The sequence below is a fragment of the Kitasatospora sp. NPDC101235 genome (genome assembly GCF_044767505.1).
Lineage (GTDB): Bacteria > Actinomycetota > Actinomycetes > Streptomycetales > Streptomycetaceae > Kitasatospora.
This window is the reverse complement of the sequence record NZ_JBIWNZ010000005.1, coordinates 133810-152900: the sequence shown is the minus strand read 5'-3', so window position 1 is coordinate 152900 and position 19091 is coordinate 133810. Positions and strand designations below refer to the sequence as shown.

14 protein-coding genes and 1 pseudogene are annotated in these 19091 nt (G+C 74.7%); 10 read left to right on the top strand and 5 right to left on the bottom strand.

Annotated features, from left to right (window positions below):
* Nucleotides 1–36: 36 nt before the first annotated feature.
* The 5 genes and pseudogenes from ACIRRH_RS11155 to ACIRRH_RS11135 all read right to left on the bottom strand — a co-directional run.
* Nucleotides 37–236 (bottom strand): annotated as a pseudogene (locus ACIRRH_RS11155) (response regulator transcription factor); the annotation flags it as partial.
* Nucleotides 237–277: 41 nt separating this feature from the next.
* On the bottom strand, nt 278–1534 hold the full coding sequence (locus tag ACIRRH_RS11150; RefSeq protein ID WP_403065023.1) for an MFS transporter: 1257 nt from the start codon (nt 1532–1534) through the stop codon (nt 278–280).
* Nucleotides 1535–1573: 39 nt separating this feature from the next.
* A complete protein-coding gene (locus ACIRRH_RS11145; RefSeq protein WP_403065020.1) occupies nt 1574–2578 on the bottom strand; it encodes a HEAT repeat domain-containing protein in 1005 nt (334 codons plus the stop codon).
* Nucleotides 2579–2581: 3 nt separating this feature from the next.
* Complete coding sequence (locus ACIRRH_RS11140) at nt 2582–3262, bottom strand: HEAT repeat domain-containing protein (RefSeq protein ID WP_403065017.1); 681 nt, start codon at nt 3260–3262, stop codon at nt 2582–2584.
* A gap of 222 nt (nt 3263–3484) precedes the next feature.
* The gene (locus ACIRRH_RS11135; RefSeq protein WP_403065014.1) at nt 3485–4375 is read right to left on the bottom strand and encodes a ribonuclease BN; all 891 of its coding nucleotides are present in this window, start codon (nt 4373–4375) and stop codon (nt 3485–3487) included.
* A gap of 427 nt (nt 4376–4802) precedes the next feature.
* Between ACIRRH_RS11135 and ACIRRH_RS11130 the strand changes: the two genes are divergently transcribed.
* The 10 genes from ACIRRH_RS11130 to ACIRRH_RS11085 all read left to right on the top strand — a co-directional run bounded on the left by ACIRRH_RS11130 (nt 4803) and on the right by ACIRRH_RS11085 (nt 19067).
* Nucleotides 4803–5318 carry a hypothetical protein gene (locus ACIRRH_RS11130; protein ID WP_403065011.1) on the top strand — a complete coding sequence of 172 codons (516 nt, stop codon included), beginning with the start codon at nt 4803–4805 and terminating at the stop codon, nt 5316–5318.
* A 428-nt stretch (nt 5319–5746) separates the two neighbouring features.
* Entirely contained in the window at nt 5747–6940 is a 1194-nt protein-coding gene (locus ACIRRH_RS11125) for a hypothetical protein (protein WP_403065008.1), read from the top strand.
* Between the two features lie 134 nt (nt 6941–7074).
* Complete coding sequence (locus ACIRRH_RS11120) at nt 7075–7518, top strand: STAS domain-containing protein (RefSeq protein WP_403065005.1); 444 nt, start codon at nt 7075–7077, stop codon at nt 7516–7518.
* Nucleotides 7515–7952, top strand: coding sequence for a hypothetical protein (locus ACIRRH_RS11115; protein WP_403065002.1), 438 nt, complete (start codon nt 7515–7517; stop codon nt 7950–7952). Before ACIRRH_RS11120 ends, ACIRRH_RS11115 begins: the two co-directional genes overlap by 4 nt.
* 465 nt (nt 7953–8417) lie before the next feature.
* Nucleotides 8418–9683: a helix-turn-helix domain-containing protein gene (locus ACIRRH_RS11110; RefSeq protein WP_403064999.1), complete on the top strand. Its 1266-nt coding sequence runs from the start codon at nt 8418–8420 to the stop codon at nt 9681–9683.
* Between the two features lie 290 nt (nt 9684–9973).
* On the top strand, nt 9974–10366 hold the full coding sequence (locus ACIRRH_RS11105; RefSeq protein WP_403065523.1) for a cobalamin B12-binding domain-containing protein: 393 nt from the start codon (nt 9974–9976) through the stop codon (nt 10364–10366).
* On the top strand, nt 10363–11694 hold the full coding sequence (locus ACIRRH_RS11100) for a methylaspartate mutase (RefSeq protein WP_403064996.1): 1332 nt from the start codon (nt 10363–10365) through the stop codon (nt 11692–11694). Before ACIRRH_RS11105 ends, ACIRRH_RS11100 begins: the two co-directional genes overlap by 4 nt.
* Nucleotides 11695–11838: 144 nt before the next feature.
* Nucleotides 11839–12831, top strand: coding sequence for an asparagine synthetase A (locus tag ACIRRH_RS11095; RefSeq protein ID WP_403064993.1), 993 nt, complete (start codon nt 11839–11841; stop codon nt 12829–12831).
* A 130-nt stretch (nt 12832–12961) separates the two neighbouring features.
* Complete coding sequence (locus tag ACIRRH_RS11090) at nt 12962–14224, top strand: glutamate synthase-related protein (protein WP_403064992.1); 1263 nt, start codon at nt 12962–12964, stop codon at nt 14222–14224.
* Nucleotides 14225–14351: 127 nt separating this feature from the next.
* A complete protein-coding gene (locus tag ACIRRH_RS11085) occupies nt 14352–19067 on the top strand; it encodes an amino acid adenylation domain-containing protein (protein ID WP_403064989.1) in 4716 nt (1571 codons plus the stop codon).
* Nucleotides 19068–19091: the final 24 nt, after the last annotated feature.

The window sequence follows — 19091 nt, the reverse complement described above, 5'->3', positions numbered from 1 at the left end:
CGACGAGTGGACCCGGACCGGGGCCGGGGGCCGGCACTACGCGGGGGCGAGGGCCCGGTTGGCGATGAGGGCGGCCTGGACGCGCCGCTCCACGCCGAGCTTGGCGAGCAGCCGGGAGATGTGGTTCTCGACCGTCTTCTCGGCGAGGTACAGCCGCTCGCCGATCTGCCGGTTCGTCAGCCCCTCGCCGATGAGGGCCAGGAGACCTCCCGTTCCCGTCCGGTGAGTTCGGGCAGCCCGGGGCCCGGGTCCGTCGGGCCCGCGCGCGTGGTGTCCGTCAGGGAACGTCGGCCTCCTCGCGCAGGTCGCGGACACCGTGGGCGATCCGCCCTGCGACGGCCCCGCCCGCAGGCCGCCGCAGGGGAGCGCGGAGGCGGTGGGCCAGGGCGCCGGCCGCCACGCAGAGCGCCAGCGCGGTCCAGAGCAGCGGGGGGTTCTGCAGGCCCAGGCCGATGACGGCCGGTCCGACCGCGTAGGACACCGTCCAGGTCAGCTGGAACAGGGACATGTACGGTCCTTCGTCGCCCTTGGGCGCCATGGCCACCGCCGCCGCGGCCGCGGTCGGCTTCGAGGCCAGTTCGGCCAGCGCCAGGACGGCTGCCACGAGGACCGCGAGCGGGCCCTGGAGGGCGTGCGGGACGGTGGAGATCGTCGCGGTCAGGGCGATGGCGCCGGCCACCGCGCCGATCGGCAGGCGCAGGACCCGCGACCGGGTCCAGCCGGACAGCCGGCGGCTGATCCGCATCTGCAGGGTGGTGGCGGTGGCGTAGCGGACGGCGACCACGACGGTCGGCCAGTAGGCGGGCTGGTGGAGGCTCTCCACGAGATAGAGGGGGAAGGCGACCGTCGGGATCAGCCAGGCCGCCGACAGCAGCGTCTGGGACACCACCAGGGACAGGAAGGGCCGGTCACCGAGCGCCGCCCGGGTGTTCGACCTCGCCGCCCGGTGGCCGGGCCGCTCGGCGGCCGGCACGGCGACCCCCAGCAGGAGGACGGCCGCGAGGAGGGAGCTCGCGCCGTTCAGGGCGAGTGCGACCTGTAGGCCGCGCCCGCCGGCGAGCGCCATCAGGGCGGTCGCCCCCAGGGTGCCGACTCCCAGGGAGGTCGTCCTGAGCACGGTCACCGCGGAGAACCAGTCGGTGAGCTCCTCCGGCTTCGCGAGCCGCGCGACCAGCGTGGGCCAGGCGGCACCGTAGAGCCGGTCGGCGGCCGTCACGACGAAGGTGACGGCCGCCACGGCGAGCAGGTTCCCCGCCGCGAAGAACAGGCCGTACCCGAGCGCGGTCAGGACATTGCCGAGGAGCAGGCAGGACTTGGGCCCCCTGGCCTGGACGAGCCGCCCGCAGAGCGGCACGACGGCGAAGGACGCGACCGACCCGACCGTCACGGCCGTGCCCGCGGAGGCCGCCGGGAAGTGCTGGACGGTGACGAAGAACAGCAGCGACAACGGCAGGAAGACGCCGGAGCCGAACGTGTCGATCGCCACCGAGAGGAAGAGCCGCCGCTGCCGACGGAACCGCCTGGCCCCTGTCACGCCACCCCCACCGTCGAACCCGCCCCCGAAGCCGACCCGCTACCGCGTGTTGCGCAGCTTGAGAATGTACGTCGCGGTCAGCGCCACCGCACGGTCCTCGTCCTGTGAGAGTTCCTCCAGGGCGCGGGACGTCGTGCCTCCCGGGACGTCCGCGAGCGCCTGGGTCAGCCGTCGGCGGGCGTCCGGTCCGACGGTGTCGTGGGCGAGGCGGTCGACGAGCCCGGTGGCGATCCGGTCCGTCAGCGCGGGGTCGCTCGCCAGTGCGCCCAGGGCGTCGGCCGCGTCGGCGTCGTTCACTGCCTCGACGATCATGCCGATGAGCGTCGGGACCGCGTCGGCCACGCCGCGGGCTCCGAGCGCCAGGGCCGCGTACCTGCGGACCACGGCGTCGGGATTCTTGAGGGCGTCCCGCAGCAGGGCGGTCGCCTTCCCGTCCGGCAGCTCGGCGAGGGACCGGACGGCACGTTCGCGCACCTCGGCCGCGGGTGAGCGCAGGCCCTCCGCGAGCAGCGCCGTCCCTTCCCCGCCCGCCTGCGCCAGAGCCCAGCGGAGGGCTCCGGCGACGTTCGCGTCCGATTCGCCCAGTACGGCCTCGACCAGTGCCTCCACCGGCACCGGAGCGTCCTCGCCCGCGGACAGGGCCGCGCGCTGGCGCGCCCCCGGGCTCTTCGACTCCAGGGCCTGGAGCAGCGCGACGACCCGCAGGACCTCCTCCCAGCCGGCGGGTTCCGCGGCGTCGATCCGCCGGAGCCGGGTGAGCAGCTCGGTCTCCGCCGCGATGCGCTCGCGGGTCCGTCGGATGAGGTCGTCCACGAGCTCCGCGGGCGCGAAGCCGGGGTCGTCGAGCGCCCGCCCGACGTCGCGCAGCGACAGGCCCAGCGACCGCAGGCTCTCGACGTGGAAGATCCGCCGGATGTCCTCGTCCGAGTACCGGCGGTAGCCGGAGCCGGTGCGCCCCGTCGGCCGCACCAGCCCGAGCGATTCGTAGTGCCTGAGCATGCGGGCGCTGACCCCGGACCGCCGCGCGACGTCGCCGATCAACACTGCCTACCGTCCCTCCCGGCCGCCCCCGCCGAGGGCCACCGTGCGCTTCGCCTCCTCGATCGCGAACTCGAATCCGGCATCCGGGTCGCGCCACAGCCGTTCGGTGGCGAGCGCGTGCGCGCGCACCCGGGGGTCGAGGTCCGTGGTCGCGGCGTTCAGCGTCGGCAGCATCACCTCCCCGAGCGCGATCAGCGCCCGGCTGAGGCTCAGCTGCGTCTCGTGCCCGCCGCGCCCGAGCTGACCCGCCAACACTACGGCCAACGCGCGCCCGCCACCCTCGGGTACGAGCACGACCGCGGCCCGCCAGGCGCTGCGGGCCACCTCCTCGTCGGCGTCGGCCAGCAGCGCGGGCGTGATCGCCGGCCACGCCCGCCGGTCCCCGATCTTGGACAGTGTGTGCAGGGCCTGGCTCCGTGCCTGCGCACGCTCCGAGCGGACCTCGCCGAGCAGCAGCGGGAGCGTCAGGGCCGCCTCGTGCCGGGTGAGTGCCCAGGTGAGCATCTCGCGCACGGAGAACTCGGGCTCGACCGCGCACCGTTCGACGAGCCCGCCGACGTACCCCGGGTCCGGGGCCGTGCCGACGGCCATCGCCGCCCGCAGACGGACCGACGAGTCGTCGTGCTCCAGTGCCCCGAGCGCCCGTGTCGTGTCCGTGTTCTCTTCCGGTCTGGTCAACAGGACCACCTCCTTGGCAGCAGTGAAGGCCTTGTCACTGTGTCAAGGTCAAGCGGTCGGGCCGGGCCGAGGGGGCGGTCCCGGGCGGAGTCAGGTCACGTGGTGCTCACCTCAGGGTGGACGGCGCGTGGCGAGCGCGGATCACGGACAACCCCATCCTGGACGACGTCGTCCGGCCTGGCAGAGGGGCGTCGGGTCCCGCCGGCCGGCGGCCGTACGCCCCTTCGGTCCTCAGTCCTCGTCCTCCGGGGCCGGCTCCGGAGTCGCCAGCAGCCGGGCCAGCCGCCCCTGGCCCGCCACCACGTACCCGACGCCGATCCCGAGCGTGATGACCGTGAATGCCACGATGAGCCAGCTGAGCAGGGTGAAGACCATGCCGAGCGGGCCGAACTGGGTCACGCTGCGGTTCAGCGAGCGGGGGATGTAGAGCTGTGACACCCATGCGAACGCCGTCAACCCGGCACCGGTCAGCACGGCCCCCGGCAGTAGCGGGAGCCAGGGAACGCGGCCGCCGAGCAGCAGGTGCTGGGTCCACCACCACAGCAGAGCGGCCGTGATCAGGTAGAGCACGCCCCCGAGGCCCTCGCCCGCGCCGAACCCGGTCCGCACCTGACCCTGGAGAACCAGGGCGGTGAGCCACACCAGGAGCCAGGCCGGCCACCGCCATGCTGCCAGCCGCCCCGCCAGATGGGGCAGGTGCCAGCTCCGCTCGCACAGGCGTTGCAGGATGCGGCTGCAACTCGTGGCCGAGAGCAGGGTCACCAGGATGCCGATGGCGCCGTAGGTGTGGGTGGTGGAGCTCGGTTCGCCGGGCTGGAGCGCCCCCTTGACCGCGTCGAGTGAGGCGCCCTGGATCCCCAGGACGATGCGCAGGGACTCGGAGGCGCTGCTGCGCACCTCCTGGGGCATGAAGGCGGCCAGGGCGAACAGCACCGGGATGGCGGTCAGGAACGTCTGGGCCGCGAGGCGGGTGGCCATGTCCAGGACGTGGATGTGGAGCAGCTGGGCGGCGAGTCGCCGCAGGAACGGGACCTCGTGCAGGGTGGCCGTCCGCCCCCGCAGCCAGGCGGACCTGGTGCGGATCCAGTCGGCGCGGCTGGTCCGACCACGCCGTGCCGCCACTGCGCGCTCCCTCCGGCCGATGCCTGCACCCCGGTCCGCTGCGGCTCGTCGTCGGCTCGAGCACCCCGGATTCCGTCCAAGACTGGGCGACGCGACGGGGTGCTGCACCTCGGGCGGCCCGCCGTTCGGCGCAACGCACCGGCCCACGACGGGCGACCCGGCCGCGCGGGCTTCCGGTCAGGCACCCGCCGGCACGGGTCGGCCGTGGCTCCGGGTGGTGCCGGCGTCATGTCCGTACCTACCGGGGCGGCCCGGGCAGCGCGGTCCGTCCGGACGGGGCAGCGACCGCGTGCCATCGGTGCGGGGCGGTCGGCCGCGCCCGGATCCATCTGCGGAGGTGAGGCCGGAACCCGGGGAAGCGGCGATGATGGCCGTAACGGACCCATCGGTCGTCTCCGACGCGGGGACGGGAGGAGGCGTCGTGACCATGTCCCGCAGTCGTACCCCCGCCCCGCCCGGACCGGCCCCGGGCGGGCCCGGGAACCGGACGGACTACGCCGGCGCGGTGTACGGCTCGATGCTCGCCGCCTCCGTGATCGCGGCCTCCAGCGTCCACGAACCGCACCCGCGGCTGTCGCTGATCCTGCTGCTGGTGATCACCGGGATCGTCTTCTGGGCCGCCCACGTCTACGCGCACGTGGCAGGACAGCGCGAGGCCGGCCGCCGGGTCACCTGGGGGCAGGTGCGCGAGGTCGGCCGGCACGAGTGGCCACTCGTCGAGGCGTCGGCGCTGCCGGCCCTGGCGGTGCTGGTCAGTCCCTGGCTCGGGGCGGGGGAGAACGCCTGGCTCGCGCTCGGTGTCGCCGTGGCACAGCAGGTGGCCTGGGCGACGCTGGGCGCCCGCCGGGCCGGTGCCGCGGTGGGTCCGGCCGTCGTCGAGGGCGCGGTCAACCTGCTCCTGGGCCTGGTCATCGTGGCGGCCAAGGTGGCTGTCGGGCACTGAACGGCCCCGAGCGGGTGATGCCGCCGCCGTACCACCGTCGAGTGCGGGGCGGGCGGAGTCCCCCGCCCGGCTCGCCGGGCGAGGCGCTGCTTCGACGGTAGGGCCGCCGTCCTGCCCGCGGATCACTCGCACCGGGTGAGGGAGCGGCCCGGTGCCGGCGCGCTGCGGGCCGGGTGTACGGGGTGGCCGACCCGCCGCCTCGTTCGTCCGGGCGGCCCAGTCCGGCGTGCCGGACGAGGGACCCTGCGGCGTGAATGGTGTGCAGCGGCGCCATCGCCGCGGAGCGAATGCCGGGAGAGCCGTTGGACGGGCCGAGTGAACCCCAGCCGCCCGAGCCCCCGACGGGCAGGCCGGCGAACGAGGGCGCCCCCTCGGGCCCCGGGCGCTCCTCCCGGGCGGGCCGGATCGCCATGAGTACCGTCTCGGCCGTGCTGATCACGTTGACCTGCATCCTGGTGCCGGTCTCGCTGCTCACCGTCTGGGCGCACGACATCGTGCTGGACACCGGCCGGTACGTCGCCACGGTCGCGCCGCTGGCCACCGATCCCGCCGTCCAGGACGCCGCGGTCAAACGGCTCACGGAGGCGGTGGACGTGAAGGTGGACGGCCCGGCGGTCGCCGCCGACGTGGCAGCCTGGCTGCAGTCGCAGGGGCTGCCGCCCCGGGCCGCGTCGGCGGTCAAGGCGCTGGGGCCCAAGCTCGACGACGCGGTGGACCAGGTGGTCACCAAGGCTGCGACCGGGGTGGTGCAGAGCGACGCCTTCGCCACCGTCTGGACGCAGGCGAACCGCGTCGCCCACACGGCCGTGGTCAAGGCCCTGACCGGACACGGCCGTGGCGCGGTCGAGGTCGACGACGGCACGGTCACCCTCGACATCGGGACGGCCGTGGACCGGCTGAAGGAGGACCTGGTCGCCGCGGGTCTGACGCCGGCCGCGTACATCCCGCACGTGAACAAGCAGATGGTGCTGTTCCAGTCCGACGAACTGGCCAAGGCCCGCGGTGCCGCGCACGCCCTGGACGTGGTGGGCAACTGGGTGCCGGTGATCACCGTGCTGCTCGGTCTGGTCGGTGTCCTGCTGGCACGGCGCCGACGCCGGGCCCTGGCGTCCGCGACGCTCGGAGCGGCCGGGGCCTGCCTGCTGACGGCGATCGCCCTGGTGATCGCCCGGCACTATTATCTCGACCACCTGCCGCCCGACGTGCAGTCCCCGGCCGCCGCGGGCGCGATCTTCGACACGCTGGTGACGTTCCTGCGGGTCAGTCTGCGCACCGCGATCGTCCTGGGCGTGGTGGTGGCGCTCGGCGCCTACCTCTCCGGGGCGGGACGGCTGCCGCGCACCCTTCGCGGCCGGGCCGACCGGACCGCGGACTCGGTCGCCCGCTGGGGCGGCGCGCACGGCGTGCACACCGGGCGGGCCGGCACCTGGACCGACGCCCACCGCCGCCGGCTCGCCCTCGCGGCGCTGCTGATCGTGGCCCTGGTGTTCGCCCTCTGGAACCACCCGACGGTGCTGACCGTGCTGCTGCTCGTCCTGGTGCTCCTCGCCGTCCTCGCCGTCCTGGCGCTGCTCGCGGCGTCCGGACGGGTCAGCGCCGAGAACCCGCGGGAGGACAGCTGAACAGGCTCCATGCGGTCGGGCGGGCCACCGCCGCGGTCCGTCCGTCCCACGACAGGACGGGGATCCGGTTCTACCGTGAACGTAGGACCGCCGTTCCGGGTCCTTCCGTCAGCCGAGCTTCCCAGGCGGTGGCCATGCGAGCCGACGACCTACTGCGCGCCGAGACCGGGCCGTACCGGGACACCGTGCTGGTGTCGCTGGTGGGCGAACTCGACATGGCCACCGGGCCGCTCGTGACCGATGCCGTCTCCCGGGCCCTGGCGGCCGGTCCGTCCCGGCTGGACCTCGACGTCTCCGCCCTCACCTTCTGCGACGCCTCCGGTCTGCGCGCCCTCCTCCAGGCCCGGCGGGCGTCAGGCCTGCGACACGTCGAGTTCCGTCTCGTCGGTGTCCGGCCAGGGCTCCGCCGAGTCCTCGCACTCCTGCGCGCCACTGATCTCCTCCTCCCCGAACCCGCACCCGCACCGGTCGGGAACCGGACGGGTGTCGCGTCCCCGGAGCACCTGCGACCAGCTGCTCCACCGTCCCGCCTCCCGCTGCCCGTGAGGCGGTTCCCACCGAAGGAGTCACTGTCATGACCAGCAGCGTTTCCGGAGTCGGCAGTAGCAGCCAGATCCCTCAACCCCAACGGCATCCCTATGCGACCGGGTGGACCATCTTCGCGGGAGTCATGCTGATCACCGGCGGCCTGATGGCGATCTTCGAGGGGATCTCCGCCATCGGCAAGGACGACCTGGTTTTCGTCACCCGCAACTACGTGTACTCGCTGAACTCCGCGGGGTGGGGGTGGATCCACCTCATCCTCGGGGTCGTCATCGTCGTGACGGGCATCGCGGTCTTCAGCGGCGCCGTCTGGGCCCGTGTCACCGGTATCGTCGTCGCCGGGCTGGGAATGATCGCCAACTTCCTGTGGCTGCCCTACTACCCGGCCTGGGCCATCGTCCTGATCGCGATCGACGCCTTCGTCATCTGGGCGCTGTGCGTCGGCGGCATCGAGAAGGCGACCGTCTGACCTCCGAGAACGCCTGTCCCTGACAGCGTGACCGGCCCGGATCCCGGCATCCGTCCAGGATCCGGGCCGGTCCGTGTCCACCGGGCGGGGCACCGCCGGCCTGCCTGCGGGAACGGGACCACCGCGATCGGCCGGGACGGGACGGCGTCCGTACACGATGCCTGACCGCCGGGCCGGGCCGGGAGCGGGCTCGGGCCGCGTGGCGGGGCAGGCTGTGAGGCCCGGGTGAAGGTCATGGGTAGGGCCGGTGATCGGCCGTTGATCGGGCATAGACGGCGAGCCTGGAGCATCGGGAACCGGAGGGACCGGGTTCGGCGGCCACAGCCTGACCACCGGGTCCCGCGCGGCCGGACCAACGGGCCGCGCGGGCACCCGGCGCTGACGCCGCCGCCGGACCCGCCCCCAGGAGGAGTCCGGACCACGAAGGGCAGACGAGGCATGGACGGCGGGCAGTCGGTGCAAGCGGTGAGAACGGCGGCGGGCTTCGGCGAGCTGCTGCGGCTACGGCGCGAGCGGGTCGGACTGACCCAGCAGTGCCTGGCCGATCACGCGACCCTGAGCGTACGGGCGATCCGGGACATGGAGAGCGGCCGGGTGCGCCGGCCCCGCAACGAGACCGTCCGGCTGCTGGCGGACGCGCTGCGGCTGGAGGGCCGCAGCCGGACGGACTTCGAGGAGGCCGCCCGCCGGCACCCGCTCGTGGACGAGCCGGTGGCCGAGCCGGCCGCCCCGCCGGTGGCGCGCGGGGCGATCGTCGGCCGGGAGACGGAGGCCGAGGTGCTGGCCGACGCCTTCGCCGTGCACGGGGACCGGCTGGTGTCGCTGGTGGGCCTCGGCGGGGTGGGCAAGTCCCGGCTCGCCCTGGAGGTGGCCCGCCGGCTGCACCTGGCCGTCCGCTGGTCGGTGCGCTGGGTGGACTGCGGCGGTGGCCCGCACCTCTGGCGCGGACGGCTGGACGACCTCGTCCGGGACATCGGTGACCGGCCCGCCCTGCTGGTGCTGGACGGCGCGGACGGCGGGGTGGACGCCGGGCAGCTGGACGGGCTGTTCCACCACTGCCCCGGGCTGCGGGTGCTGATCACCGCCCGACAGGCCCGGCCGCTGCCCGGCGGCCAGGTCATCCCGCTCGCTCCGCTGCCCGTCCCGGCGCCCGAACTCGACGCCGAACCCGAGGCGTTGGCGCAGGTCGGGGCCGTCCGGCTGCTGCTGTCGCACCTGCGCCGGCTGCGTCCCGGCTACACCCTGGAGCGCACCGAGGCGCCCGCCGTCGCGGAGCTCTGCCGCCGCCTGGACGGCCTGCCGGGCGCGCTGGAGCGGGCGGCGGGGTGGGCGCTGGTGCAGTCCACCTCCCAGCTGGTGGCTCGGCTGGGGGCCGTCCCGTTCACGCTGGCGGCGCCGCCGGTGGTGTTCGGCGCGCGCGGCGACCTGCGGGACGAGGTGGAGCCGGCCATCCGGCAACTGACGGACCGTCAGCGCGCCCTGCTGGACGTGCTCGTGGACGAGCCGGGGGACTGGTCGGGGGAGGACGCGGTGGTCCGCAGCGGCTGGGCGCTCCAGACCTGCCTGGCCACGGTGCACGAACTGCTGTCGCGCGGGCTGATCCGCAGCGTGCCCACCCGGGACGGCGTGCGCTTCACGGTGCTCAACCTGTGCCGGCGCCTCGTCCGGGAGGAGCCCGCGGTCCGGCTCGGTTCGGGCGGGGACGTCCCGCTGCTGGCCGTCGCGGGCTGACCGTCGAGGGGGCGTGCGTCGCGGGCCGGCCGGTGCGGGCCGGCCGCGCCGCGCCGCGGCGACCGGGCGCTGATTCCGCCGATCCCGCAGATCCCGCAGATCCCGCCGATTCTGCCGCTTAATGCCGCAGGAGCTGCCGCTTGCCGGGCCCGATCGTTCCTAGCGTTCTCCGTGGGCGGGGCCGCCGCGACACGCGCGCCGGAATGCCATCGACGATCTCTACCGATGAGGGCTGAGTTGTGGAGCACGGAAATGCCGAACAGGACGGTCTGGACGTCGTCGTGACGACGATGGCCTCGGATTCGCACACCTGGAACCTGGTGTTCCTCCAGTTCCTGCTGGAGGAGATGGGCCACCGGGTGACGAATCTTGGCGCGTGCGTCCCGGACGCGCTGCTGCTCTCCGAATGCCGCCGGACGGAACCGGACCTGATCGTGATCAGCAGCGTCAACGGGCACGGCCACCAGGAGGGCCTGCGGGTGATCCAGGCCCTGCGTGCCTGCCCGGAACTGCGGCGCACCCCGACCGTCATCGGCGGCAAGCTCGGCATCGCCGGAGCCGACGACCCCGACCGCGAGCGGACCCTGCTGGCGGCCGGCTTCGACGCGGTCTTCGAGGAGGGCGCCGCGGTGGCCGGGTTCCGCGAGTTCGTCGGCGGACTGCGCTCCGGGGTCCTGCTGTGACGGGTCCTGCCGGGTCGGGTCCTGCCGGGACGGGCTTCGGCGCGTTCGTGGCGCAGGCCGCCGAGGCCGGCGCCCTCGTGGTCCAGCCTCGGATGGGAATGGCGGACGCGGCCCGGATGCGGGAGGGCCTGCTCGCCACCCGGGCGGCGGCCGCCGTCACCGTCGGCACCATCACCCTGGACAGCTACACCCGTACCGGCGACCTCGCGGCCGCGCGGCGCGCCCTGGCCGTCGGGGCGGGCCTCAACGGCTACCCGATCGCCACCCACCCGGTCGAGGTCACCCGGGCGGTGCTGCACGGAGTGGCGGACGCGGGCTTCCCGGTGCAGGTCCGGCACGGCTCGGCCGCACCGGAGCGGATCTTCGAGGCGCTGCTGGCGGCCGGTCTCGACGCCACCGAGGGCGGACCGGTCTCCTACTGCCTGCCGTACGGCCGCACCCCGCTCCACGAGGCGGTGGCCCGCTGGCGGCGCAGCTGCGAACTCCTGGCAAGCCTCCGGGAGTTCGGCGCCGAGCCGCACCTGGAGACGTTCGGCGGCTGCCTGATGGGACAGCTCTGCCCGCCCTCGCTGCTGATCGCCGTCAGCGTGCTGGAGGCGCTGTTCTTCCGCCGGCACGGGCTGCGCAGCATCTCGCTCAGCTACGCCCAGCAGGCCAACGCCCGCCAGGACGAGGAGGCGCTGGCCGCGCTCGGCCGGATCGCGGGCGAGCTGCTCACGGACGTCGACTGGCACCTCGTGGTGTACGCGTACATGGGCGTGTTCCCTCGCTCGCCCGGCGGTGCGCGGCTGCTGCTGGAGGACGCGGCGCGGCTCGCGGTGCGCGGCGGCGCGGCCCGGCTGATCGTCAAGACCACGGCCGAGGCGCACCGCATCCCGACCGTCGCCGAGAACGTCCGGGCGCTGGAGACCGCCGCCGCGGCCGCCACGGCGGAGCGGGCCCGCCCGCGGCCCGCCGCGCCGCCGGACACCGGGATCGAGGCCGAGGCCAGGGCGTTGATCGGCGCGGTGCTCGACCTGGACGCCGACCTCGGGCGGGCCCTGGTGCGGGCGTTCGCGGCCGGCTACCTGGACGTGCCGTACTGCCTGCACCCCGACAACGCCGGGCGGACCCGCAGCTCCCTGGGCCCGGACGGGCGGCTGCACTGGTCCGCCGTCGGCTCGATGCCGATCGCGGGGCTCGTCGAGCGTGGCCGCGCGCCGATCCTGGGCTCGGCCGGGCTGCTGGCCGCTCTCTCCCACGTTCAGCGGAGCTACGACGGCCAGGCAGCCTATGCGTCCGCATCCGTGGCCGCGGCCGCGGCCCGAGGCCTGCCCGCGGTTCGCTGACACGCCCAGCGCGCCGACATGCCCAGCGCGCCGCCGCTCCCGCCGAGCCGCCGGGCCGTCCGCCCGGCCGGCGCTCCACGACAGACGACCGCCCGCGCTCACGACGGCGGACCACGGACACCCCGAGAGAAGAGGACCCCGACCATGCCCGACACCACGCCCCTGCCCCCGACCGACCCGGGGCGGCACCTGACCGCGCCGGCCACCCGCAGCGCGCTGCGGATCCAGCAGCACCTGCTGACCGCCGCCCGCGAGTTCCTGCGCGGACGGGGCTTCACCGAGCTGCTGCCGCCGATCATCGGCCCGGTCACCGACCCCGGCGCGCGCGGCTCCAAGCAGGTGGACATCGACTTCTACGGCCACCGCTACAAGCTGATGACCAGCGCGATCCTGTACAAGCAGGCCTCGCTGCTCGCCTTCGACAAGATCTTCTGCATCGCCCCGAACGTCCGCCTGGAGCCGCTGGAGACCGCCGGCACGAGCCGGCACCTGGCCGAGTTCCACCAGTTGGACGTGGAGGTCGCCGGTGCGAGCCGGGACGACGCCGTCCAGCTGGCCGAGGAACTGGTGGTGCACGCGGTCGGCAGCACGGTGCGCGAACTGCCCAAGGAGTTCGCCGAACTCGGCCGGGACCCGCAGGCGTTCGCCGACCTCCTGAAGGGATCGTTCGGCCGCGTCCGGCACGCCGAGGCGGTGGCCGAACTGCGCGGCATCGGCCACCCGCAGAGCGTCGAGGCCGAACTCGACTGGGAGGGCGAGGCGTTGCTGTCGGCCCGGAGCGACCGGCCGTTCTTCGTCACCGACTACCCGAAGGGCTCACGCGGCTTCTACGACCGCGAGCACCCGGACGACCCGGGCCTGCTGCGGAACTTCGACCTGCTCGCGCCCGAGGGCTACGGCGAGCTGTGCAGCGGCAGCCAGCGCACCAACGACTACGCGGAGATCATCACCCGGATGAGGGAGACCGGCGAGAACCCGCAGAAGTACCGCTGGTACCTGGACCTGGTGCGCGAGGGCGTGCCGGCCAGCGCGGGCTTCGGCATCGGGGTCGAGCGGCTCACCCGGTACGTCGCCGGGCTGGACGCCGTCTGGCAGGCCAGCGCGTTCCCCAAGGTCGCGGGGGTGGTCTCGCCGTGAGTGAGCGATGGGGCACCCGCCCCCAGCCTGGCGGCCGGGAGGTGCCCCCAGGCCGGAGGCTGGGGGAGAACTCATCATTGAAAGGGGCGAGTGGGCGAATGCCCCTGCCGAGCGCAGCGAGGTGGGCGGCGTGAGCGACCTGACCGCGCCCGGTTTTCCGGAGGAGGAGGTCCGGCGGCGGGCCCGTGCCGGGGCGGCCGCCGCGTTCCCGCCGGCCGAGGAGTACGGGCACGTGCTCTTCGGCGCCGGCCGGCCCGAGCAGGCAGCGCCGCCCGACGCCCTCGACGCGCTGCGGATCGTCCCGCCGCTGTTCCTGCCGCAGCGGCTCGCCAAGCTGATCGACCTCGGCCGCGAGCCCGACTACCGGGACGTCGAACTCGCCACCACCGTCGGCGGGTTCGCCTCGGCGCTGCCGGTGTACGTCTCCGCGACCGGCTCCACCCGGGCGGCCGGCGGCGACCTCGGACTGGCCCTGAGCCGGCAGGCCGGGGCGCTCGGGATCCCGATGGTGATCGGCGAGAACGTGGTGCCGGTCAACGGCTACGGCCGGCTCGGCGAGGCGGCCGACCGCACCCTGCTCGGCCGGCTGCGCGCCTACACCGAGGAACTCCCGGACGGGCTCGGCGGCGTGGCCGTCCAGCAGAGTACCGAGGACGCCGACGCCGAGGTGTGGAACCTCGTCCACAGCGACCCGGCTGCCCTTCCGCTGCTCGAATCCGGGCGTCTGGCCTTCGAGTTGAAGGTCGGCCAGGGCGCCAAGCCGGGCCTGGGCGGGATGACCGTGCTGGACGCGGATGCCGCCGCCGCGCTCGGCGACCGCTTCGGACTGGATCCACTGTTCGGCGACGGGCGCGTGCTGCGCGCCGCCACCCCGGGCACCTTCACCGCGGAGATCCTGCGCCAGCAGATCCGGCTGATGCGCAACAACTACCCGCGGGTGCGGGTCTGGGTGAAGCTCTACCCCGGCCGGGACGTGGCCGAGGCCGCCCGGGTGGCGCACGAGGCCGGGGCGGACGCCGTCGTGGTGGACGGCGCGGAGGGCGGCACCGGCTGGGCGCCGGGGGTGTTCCTGCCGCACGTCGGCCTGCCGCTCGCGGAGTGCCTGCGCCGGCTGGCGGCCGCGCCGCCGCCCTCCCTGCTGGTCTCCGGGCGGATCTGGGAAGGCGCCCGGGCGGTCAAGAGCCTGGCGCTGGGGGCCCGTGCGGTGGGCCTGGGGCGGGCGGCGCTGCTCGCTGTCGCGGAGGACCCGGAATACGGGCTCCGCCGTTTCACGGAATGTCTCTCGCTGGAACTCCGGCTGCTGATCAGTGCGCTCGGGAAATACGCTCCGCAGGCCCTGGACCGGGAGGACGTCTGGTCCCCCGAGGGGTCCGGAATTCCGGTCGGCCGGTAGTCGACGACCCGCGCGGAATTCGGCACCGAGAAACTGCCGATTTCCTTCCCGTTCTTCTGCCGATAGGGCCGTCGAATTCCTCCTATCGTCAATCTCGTCGCCGTTCTCTCTCACGATCTGGGGCTGGATGATGTCCTCACGCGGTTTTCCCGTCGAATTCACGGCGCCCGCATTCGCGCCGTTCGCCTCCGCCGTCGACCGCTTCCCGGAGCGGCCCGCCGTCCGGGCCGGCGGCCGGACCGTCAGCTACCGGGAGCTGGACGGCCTGACCGCCGCCCTCGCCGCCCGGCTCGCCCCCGGGCGGACGGTCGCCGTCACCGGCCGCGACCGGCTCGACCACGTGGTCGCGCTGCTGGCGGTCCTGCGGGCGGGGGCCACCTACCTCCCGCTGGACCGGGAGGCCCCCGAGGAGCGCAACCGCTGGATCGCCGAGGACGCCGGCGCGGACCTCGCCTTCGACGGCGAGGAGATCACCGGCCTCGGCGGCGGGACGGGCGTGAGCGCGGGCGCCGGCTACGTCATCTACACCTCCGGCACCACCGGCCGCCCCAAGGGCGTGCACGTGCCGCTCGCCGCGCTCACCGGCCACCTGGCCGCCGTGGTCGAGACCTTCGGCCTGACCGAGCACGACGCGGTGCTCCAGTTCGCCCGCCCGACCGTGGACGTGGCCGTGGAGCAGGTGCTCGGCGCGCTGTCCGCCGGGGCCTGCCTGGTCCTGCCGGAGCAGCAACTCCTCGCCCCGGCCGCGCTGCTGGACCTGCTGGACGCCGAGGGCGTCACCGTCGCCAACCTGGCCGCGGGCTACTTCCAGGACGTGGTGGCGGCCCTGGGCGGCCGGGTGCCGCGCACCCTGCGGCTGATGATCTCCGGCAGCGACAAGCTGGAGCCCGCCACCGCCGCCGCCTGGTGGTCGGCGACCGGGGTGCCGTTGCTGAACGCGTACGGGCCGACCGAGACCGTGGTCACCGCCACCACCCACCGGTCGGCCGGTGAGCAGTCGCAGGCCCGCGTGCCGATCGGCACCGCGGTCGGCGGGCGGCGGCTCCACGTGCTCGACGAGAAGCTGCGCCCGGTGCCGCCCGGCGAGGCCGGTGAACTGTACGTCGGCGGGCCGCTGTTGGCCTCCGGCTACCTCGGCCGCCCCGGCCTCACCGCCGGCCGCTTCGTCGCGGACCCGTTCGCGGCACCCGGCGCGGAAACGGACCCGCACGGAGCCCGGGGCGCCCGGATGTACCGCACCGGTGACCTGGTGCGCCGCGCCACCGAGGACGGCCCGCTGGAGTTCCTCGGCCGCAGCGACCACCAGGTGAAGATCCGCGGCTTCCGGGTCGAGCCCGGCGAGATCGAGCAGGTGCTGGCCGGCCACCCGGGCGTCACCGGCTGCGTGGTGGTCGCGCACGAGGGCCGGCTGGCCGCGTACGTCACCGGCGCCGCGCCGCAGTACGCCGTGGCCAGGGCCTGGCTGGCCGAGCGGCTGCCCGAGCACATGGTCCCGGCGACGCTGACCGCACTGGAGGCCTTCCCGCTGACGGCCGGCGGCAAGGTGGACCGCGGGGCGCTGCCCGCGCCGCGGACCACGCCGGAGGGCAAGCCGGCCGGCCGGCCGCCGCGCACTCCCGCCGAGCAGCTGATCGCGGCGGTCTGGGCGGACGTGCTCGGGGTGCCGGAGGTCGGCGCCGACGACAACTTCTTCCACCTGGGCGGCGATTCGCTGACCGCCGTGCGGGTGGTGGGCCGGGTCTTCGACGTCTTCGGCATGGTGTCGCCGTACACCATCTTCGACGCGCCGACGCTGGCCGAGTTCGCCGCCGCGGTGAGCTCCGCGGCCGGGGGCGAGCGCCCGGAGCTGGTCCGCGCGGGCGCCGACGAGGCCCCGCTGTCCAAGTTCCAGCGCGGCCTGTGGTTCCTCGACCAGTGGAACCCGGACGCCCCGACCTACGTGGTGCCCTGGGTGTTCCGCTTCTCCGGGCCGGTCGACCCCGAGCTGCTGCGGCGGGCGCTGGCGGGGGTGGTGGCGCGGCACGAGAGCCTGCGGACGACCTTCGAGCTCGCCGAGGACGGTCCGCGCCAGGTCGTCCACCCCGCCGTGGAGCTGCCGTTCACGCTCACCGAGACCACCGCCGACCGGGTGGACGCCCTGGTCGCCGAGGCCGCGCTGGAGCCCTTCGACCTGGAGCGGGGGCCCTTGGTCCGGGCGCGGGTCTTCCGGGCCGGCGGGGCGACCACGCTGCTGCTGCTCCTGCACCACATCGTCTGGGACGAGGGCTCGCTGGCCGTGCTGGAGGCGGAACTCCAGGAGCTGTACGCCGCGGCGGCCGAGGGGCGCCCCGCCGATCTGCCCGAACTCGCCGTCCAGTACGGCGACTACGCGGCCTGGCAGTACCAGGACGACACCGCCGAGCGGCAACTCGACTACTGGCGCGAGCAGTTGCGCGATGCGCCGACCGCGCCGGCACTGGAGCCGGACCACCCCCGCCCCGAGGAGCAGGCCTTCCGCGGAGCCTTCCACCGCTTCACCATGCCGGGCCCGGTGGCCGAGGCCGTCCGGGCGCTCGCCCGCAGCGAGGACGCCACCCCCTTCATGGTGCTGCTCGCCGGGCTGGCGCTCACCCTGCACCGCCGCTCCGGGCAGCGGGACCTGGTGCTCGGCTCGCCGGTGAACGTCCGCGGCCGGGCCGAACTCGACGGCCTGATCGGCTACTTCGTCAACCTGCTGCCGCTGCGGCTGAAGCTGGAGGAGGGCGCTTCCTTCCGCGAGCTGGTCCGGCACGTGCGCGAGGTGTCGATCGGCGGCTACCGGCACCAGGAGGTCCCCTTCGACGACATCGCGAACGCCGTGCTCGACGAGCGTCCCGAGGACCGCAACCCGCTCTGCCAGGTGCTGCTGGAGCTGCACCCGCTGGACCCCCGGCCGTTCACGGTCGGCGGGCACGAGGTCACCCGGGCCCTGCACTCCAACCCGGTCTCCCGCTTCGACCTGTCCGTCTCGGTGGACGACCTCGGTACCGGCTTCACCGGCCGCTTCGAGTACGACAGCGACCTCTTCGCCGCTGCCACCATGGCCGGTCTGTGCGAGGAGTGGCTCGGCACCCTGGCCGCCGCCGTCGAGGTTCCGGTGCACGCCCTGTTCGAGGCGCAGGCCGCCCGCGACCCGCAGGCCGTCGCCCTGGTCTGCGGCGAACGGGCCGTCGGGTACGGCGAGTTGAACGCCGCCGCGAACAGGCTCGCCCGCCACCTGGCGGGCCTGGGCATCGGTCGCGGCGACACGGTTGCCGTGCTGGCCGAGCGCGGCCCCGAACTGGTCGTCGCGCTGCTGGCGGCCCTCAAGGCCGGCGCCGCCTACACCCTGCTCGACCCGGACTTCCCGGCCGAGCGGCTGGCCGGCGCGGTCGCCGACACCGGCGCCGCCACGGTGGTCACCCACCGGCACACCACCGTGCCGTTCGCCGTCCGCAGCCGGGTGGACCTGGATACCTCGGCCGCCGAACTCGCCCGGTACGCGGCGCACGACCTCGGCCTGCCGGTCGACGGCGCCGACCTCGCCTGCGTGATGTTCACCTCCGGCTCCACCGGCCGCCCCAAGGGCGTCGGCGTCCCGCACCGCGCGCTCACCACCACCTACCTCGGCCAGGACTACGCCCGCTTCGGCCCGGACGAGGTCTGGCTGCAGTGCTCGCCGGTCTCCTGGGACGCCTTCGCACTGGAGTTGTACGGCGCGCTCTGCTTCGGCGGCCGCTGCGTCCTCCAGCCCGGTCAGCGCCCGGACCCGCAGACCATCGCCGAGCTGACCCGCCGGCACGGCGTCACCCAGCTCCAGCTGTCCGCCAGCCTGTTCAACTTCCTGCTGGAGGAGTTCCCGGAGACCTACGACGGACTGAAGCTCGCCTTCACCGCCGGCGAGCGGGCCTCCGTCCCCCACGTGGCCAAGGCCCTGGAGAACCACCCGGGCCTGGTGGTCGCCAACGGCTACGGTCCGGTGGAGAGCCTCGGCCTGACCACCTGCCACCAGGTCACCCCCGCCGACCTGACCGGCGGCTCCGTGCCGATCGGCGCCGCGCTCAACGGCAAGGGCATCCTCGTCCTGGACGAGCGACTGCGCCCCGTCGAGCCCGGCGCGACCGGCGAGCTGTACGCCACCGGCGGCGGCCTCGCCCACGGCTACCTCGGCCGGCCCGGACTGACCGCCGAACGCTTCGTCGCCTCCCCGTACGGCGCCCCCGGCGAGCGCCTCTACCGCACCGGGGACCTCGGCTTCGTCAACGCCGAGGGCCTGCTGGAGGTCACCGGCCGGATCGACGACCAGATCAAGGTCCGCGGCTTCCGGGTCGAGCCCGGCGAGATCGAGGACGCGCTCACCCGCCACCCGGCCGTCCGGGAGGCCGCCGTCTCCGTCCACGAGCCGGCCCCGGGCGACCGCCGGCTCGCCGCCTACGTCACCGTCGGCGCGGGCGCCCCCGACCCGGACGCGCTGCTCGACCACCTGGCCGCCCTGCTGCCCGAGCACCTGGTGCCCGCGACCCTGGACGTCCTGGACGCGCTGCCGCTCAACCACAACGGCAAGGTGGACCGCAAGGCGCTGCCCGCCCCCGCCGGGCGCCGGGCCGCCGACGCCGTCGACCCGCTGACTGCGGCCGAACGGCTGGTCGCCGACGCGATGCGCGAGGTCCTGGACCTCGCCGAGGTCGGCCGCGAGGACAACTTCTTCCGGATCGGCGGCAACTCGTTGGCCGCCGTCCGGGTCGCGATGCGGCTGTCCCGGGAGACCGGCAGCCGCGTCCCCCCGCAACTGGTGTTCCGGGCCCGGACCGTGAGCGCCATCGCCGAACGGCTGGCCGCCCGGTGACGGGCCGCACCGTACACGAAGGGA

Bases quoted from the DNA above. Each gene is read 5' to 3' on its own strand.
- ACIRRH_RS11115 (WP_403065002.1), top strand. From the start codon at position 7,515: ATGACCAGCAGCGTTTCCGGAGTCGGCAGTAGCAGCCAGATCCCTCAA.
- ACIRRH_RS11105 (WP_403065523.1), top strand. From the start codon at position 9,974: ATGGCCTCGGATTCGCACACCTGGAACCTGGTGTTCCTCCAGTTCCTG.
- ACIRRH_RS11120 (WP_403065005.1), top strand. From the start codon at position 7,075: ATGCGAGCCGACGACCTACTGCGCGCCGAGACCGGGCCGTACCGGGAC.
- ACIRRH_RS11085 (WP_403064989.1), top strand. From the start codon at position 14,352: ATGATGTCCTCACGCGGTTTTCCCGTCGAATTCACGGCGCCCGCATTC.
- ACIRRH_RS11130 (WP_403065011.1), top strand. From the start codon at position 4,803: ATGTCCCGCAGTCGTACCCCCGCCCCGCCCGGACCGGCCCCGGGCGGG.
- ACIRRH_RS11095 (WP_403064993.1), top strand. From the start codon at position 11,839: ATGCCCGACACCACGCCCCTGCCCCCGACCGACCCGGGGCGGCACCTG.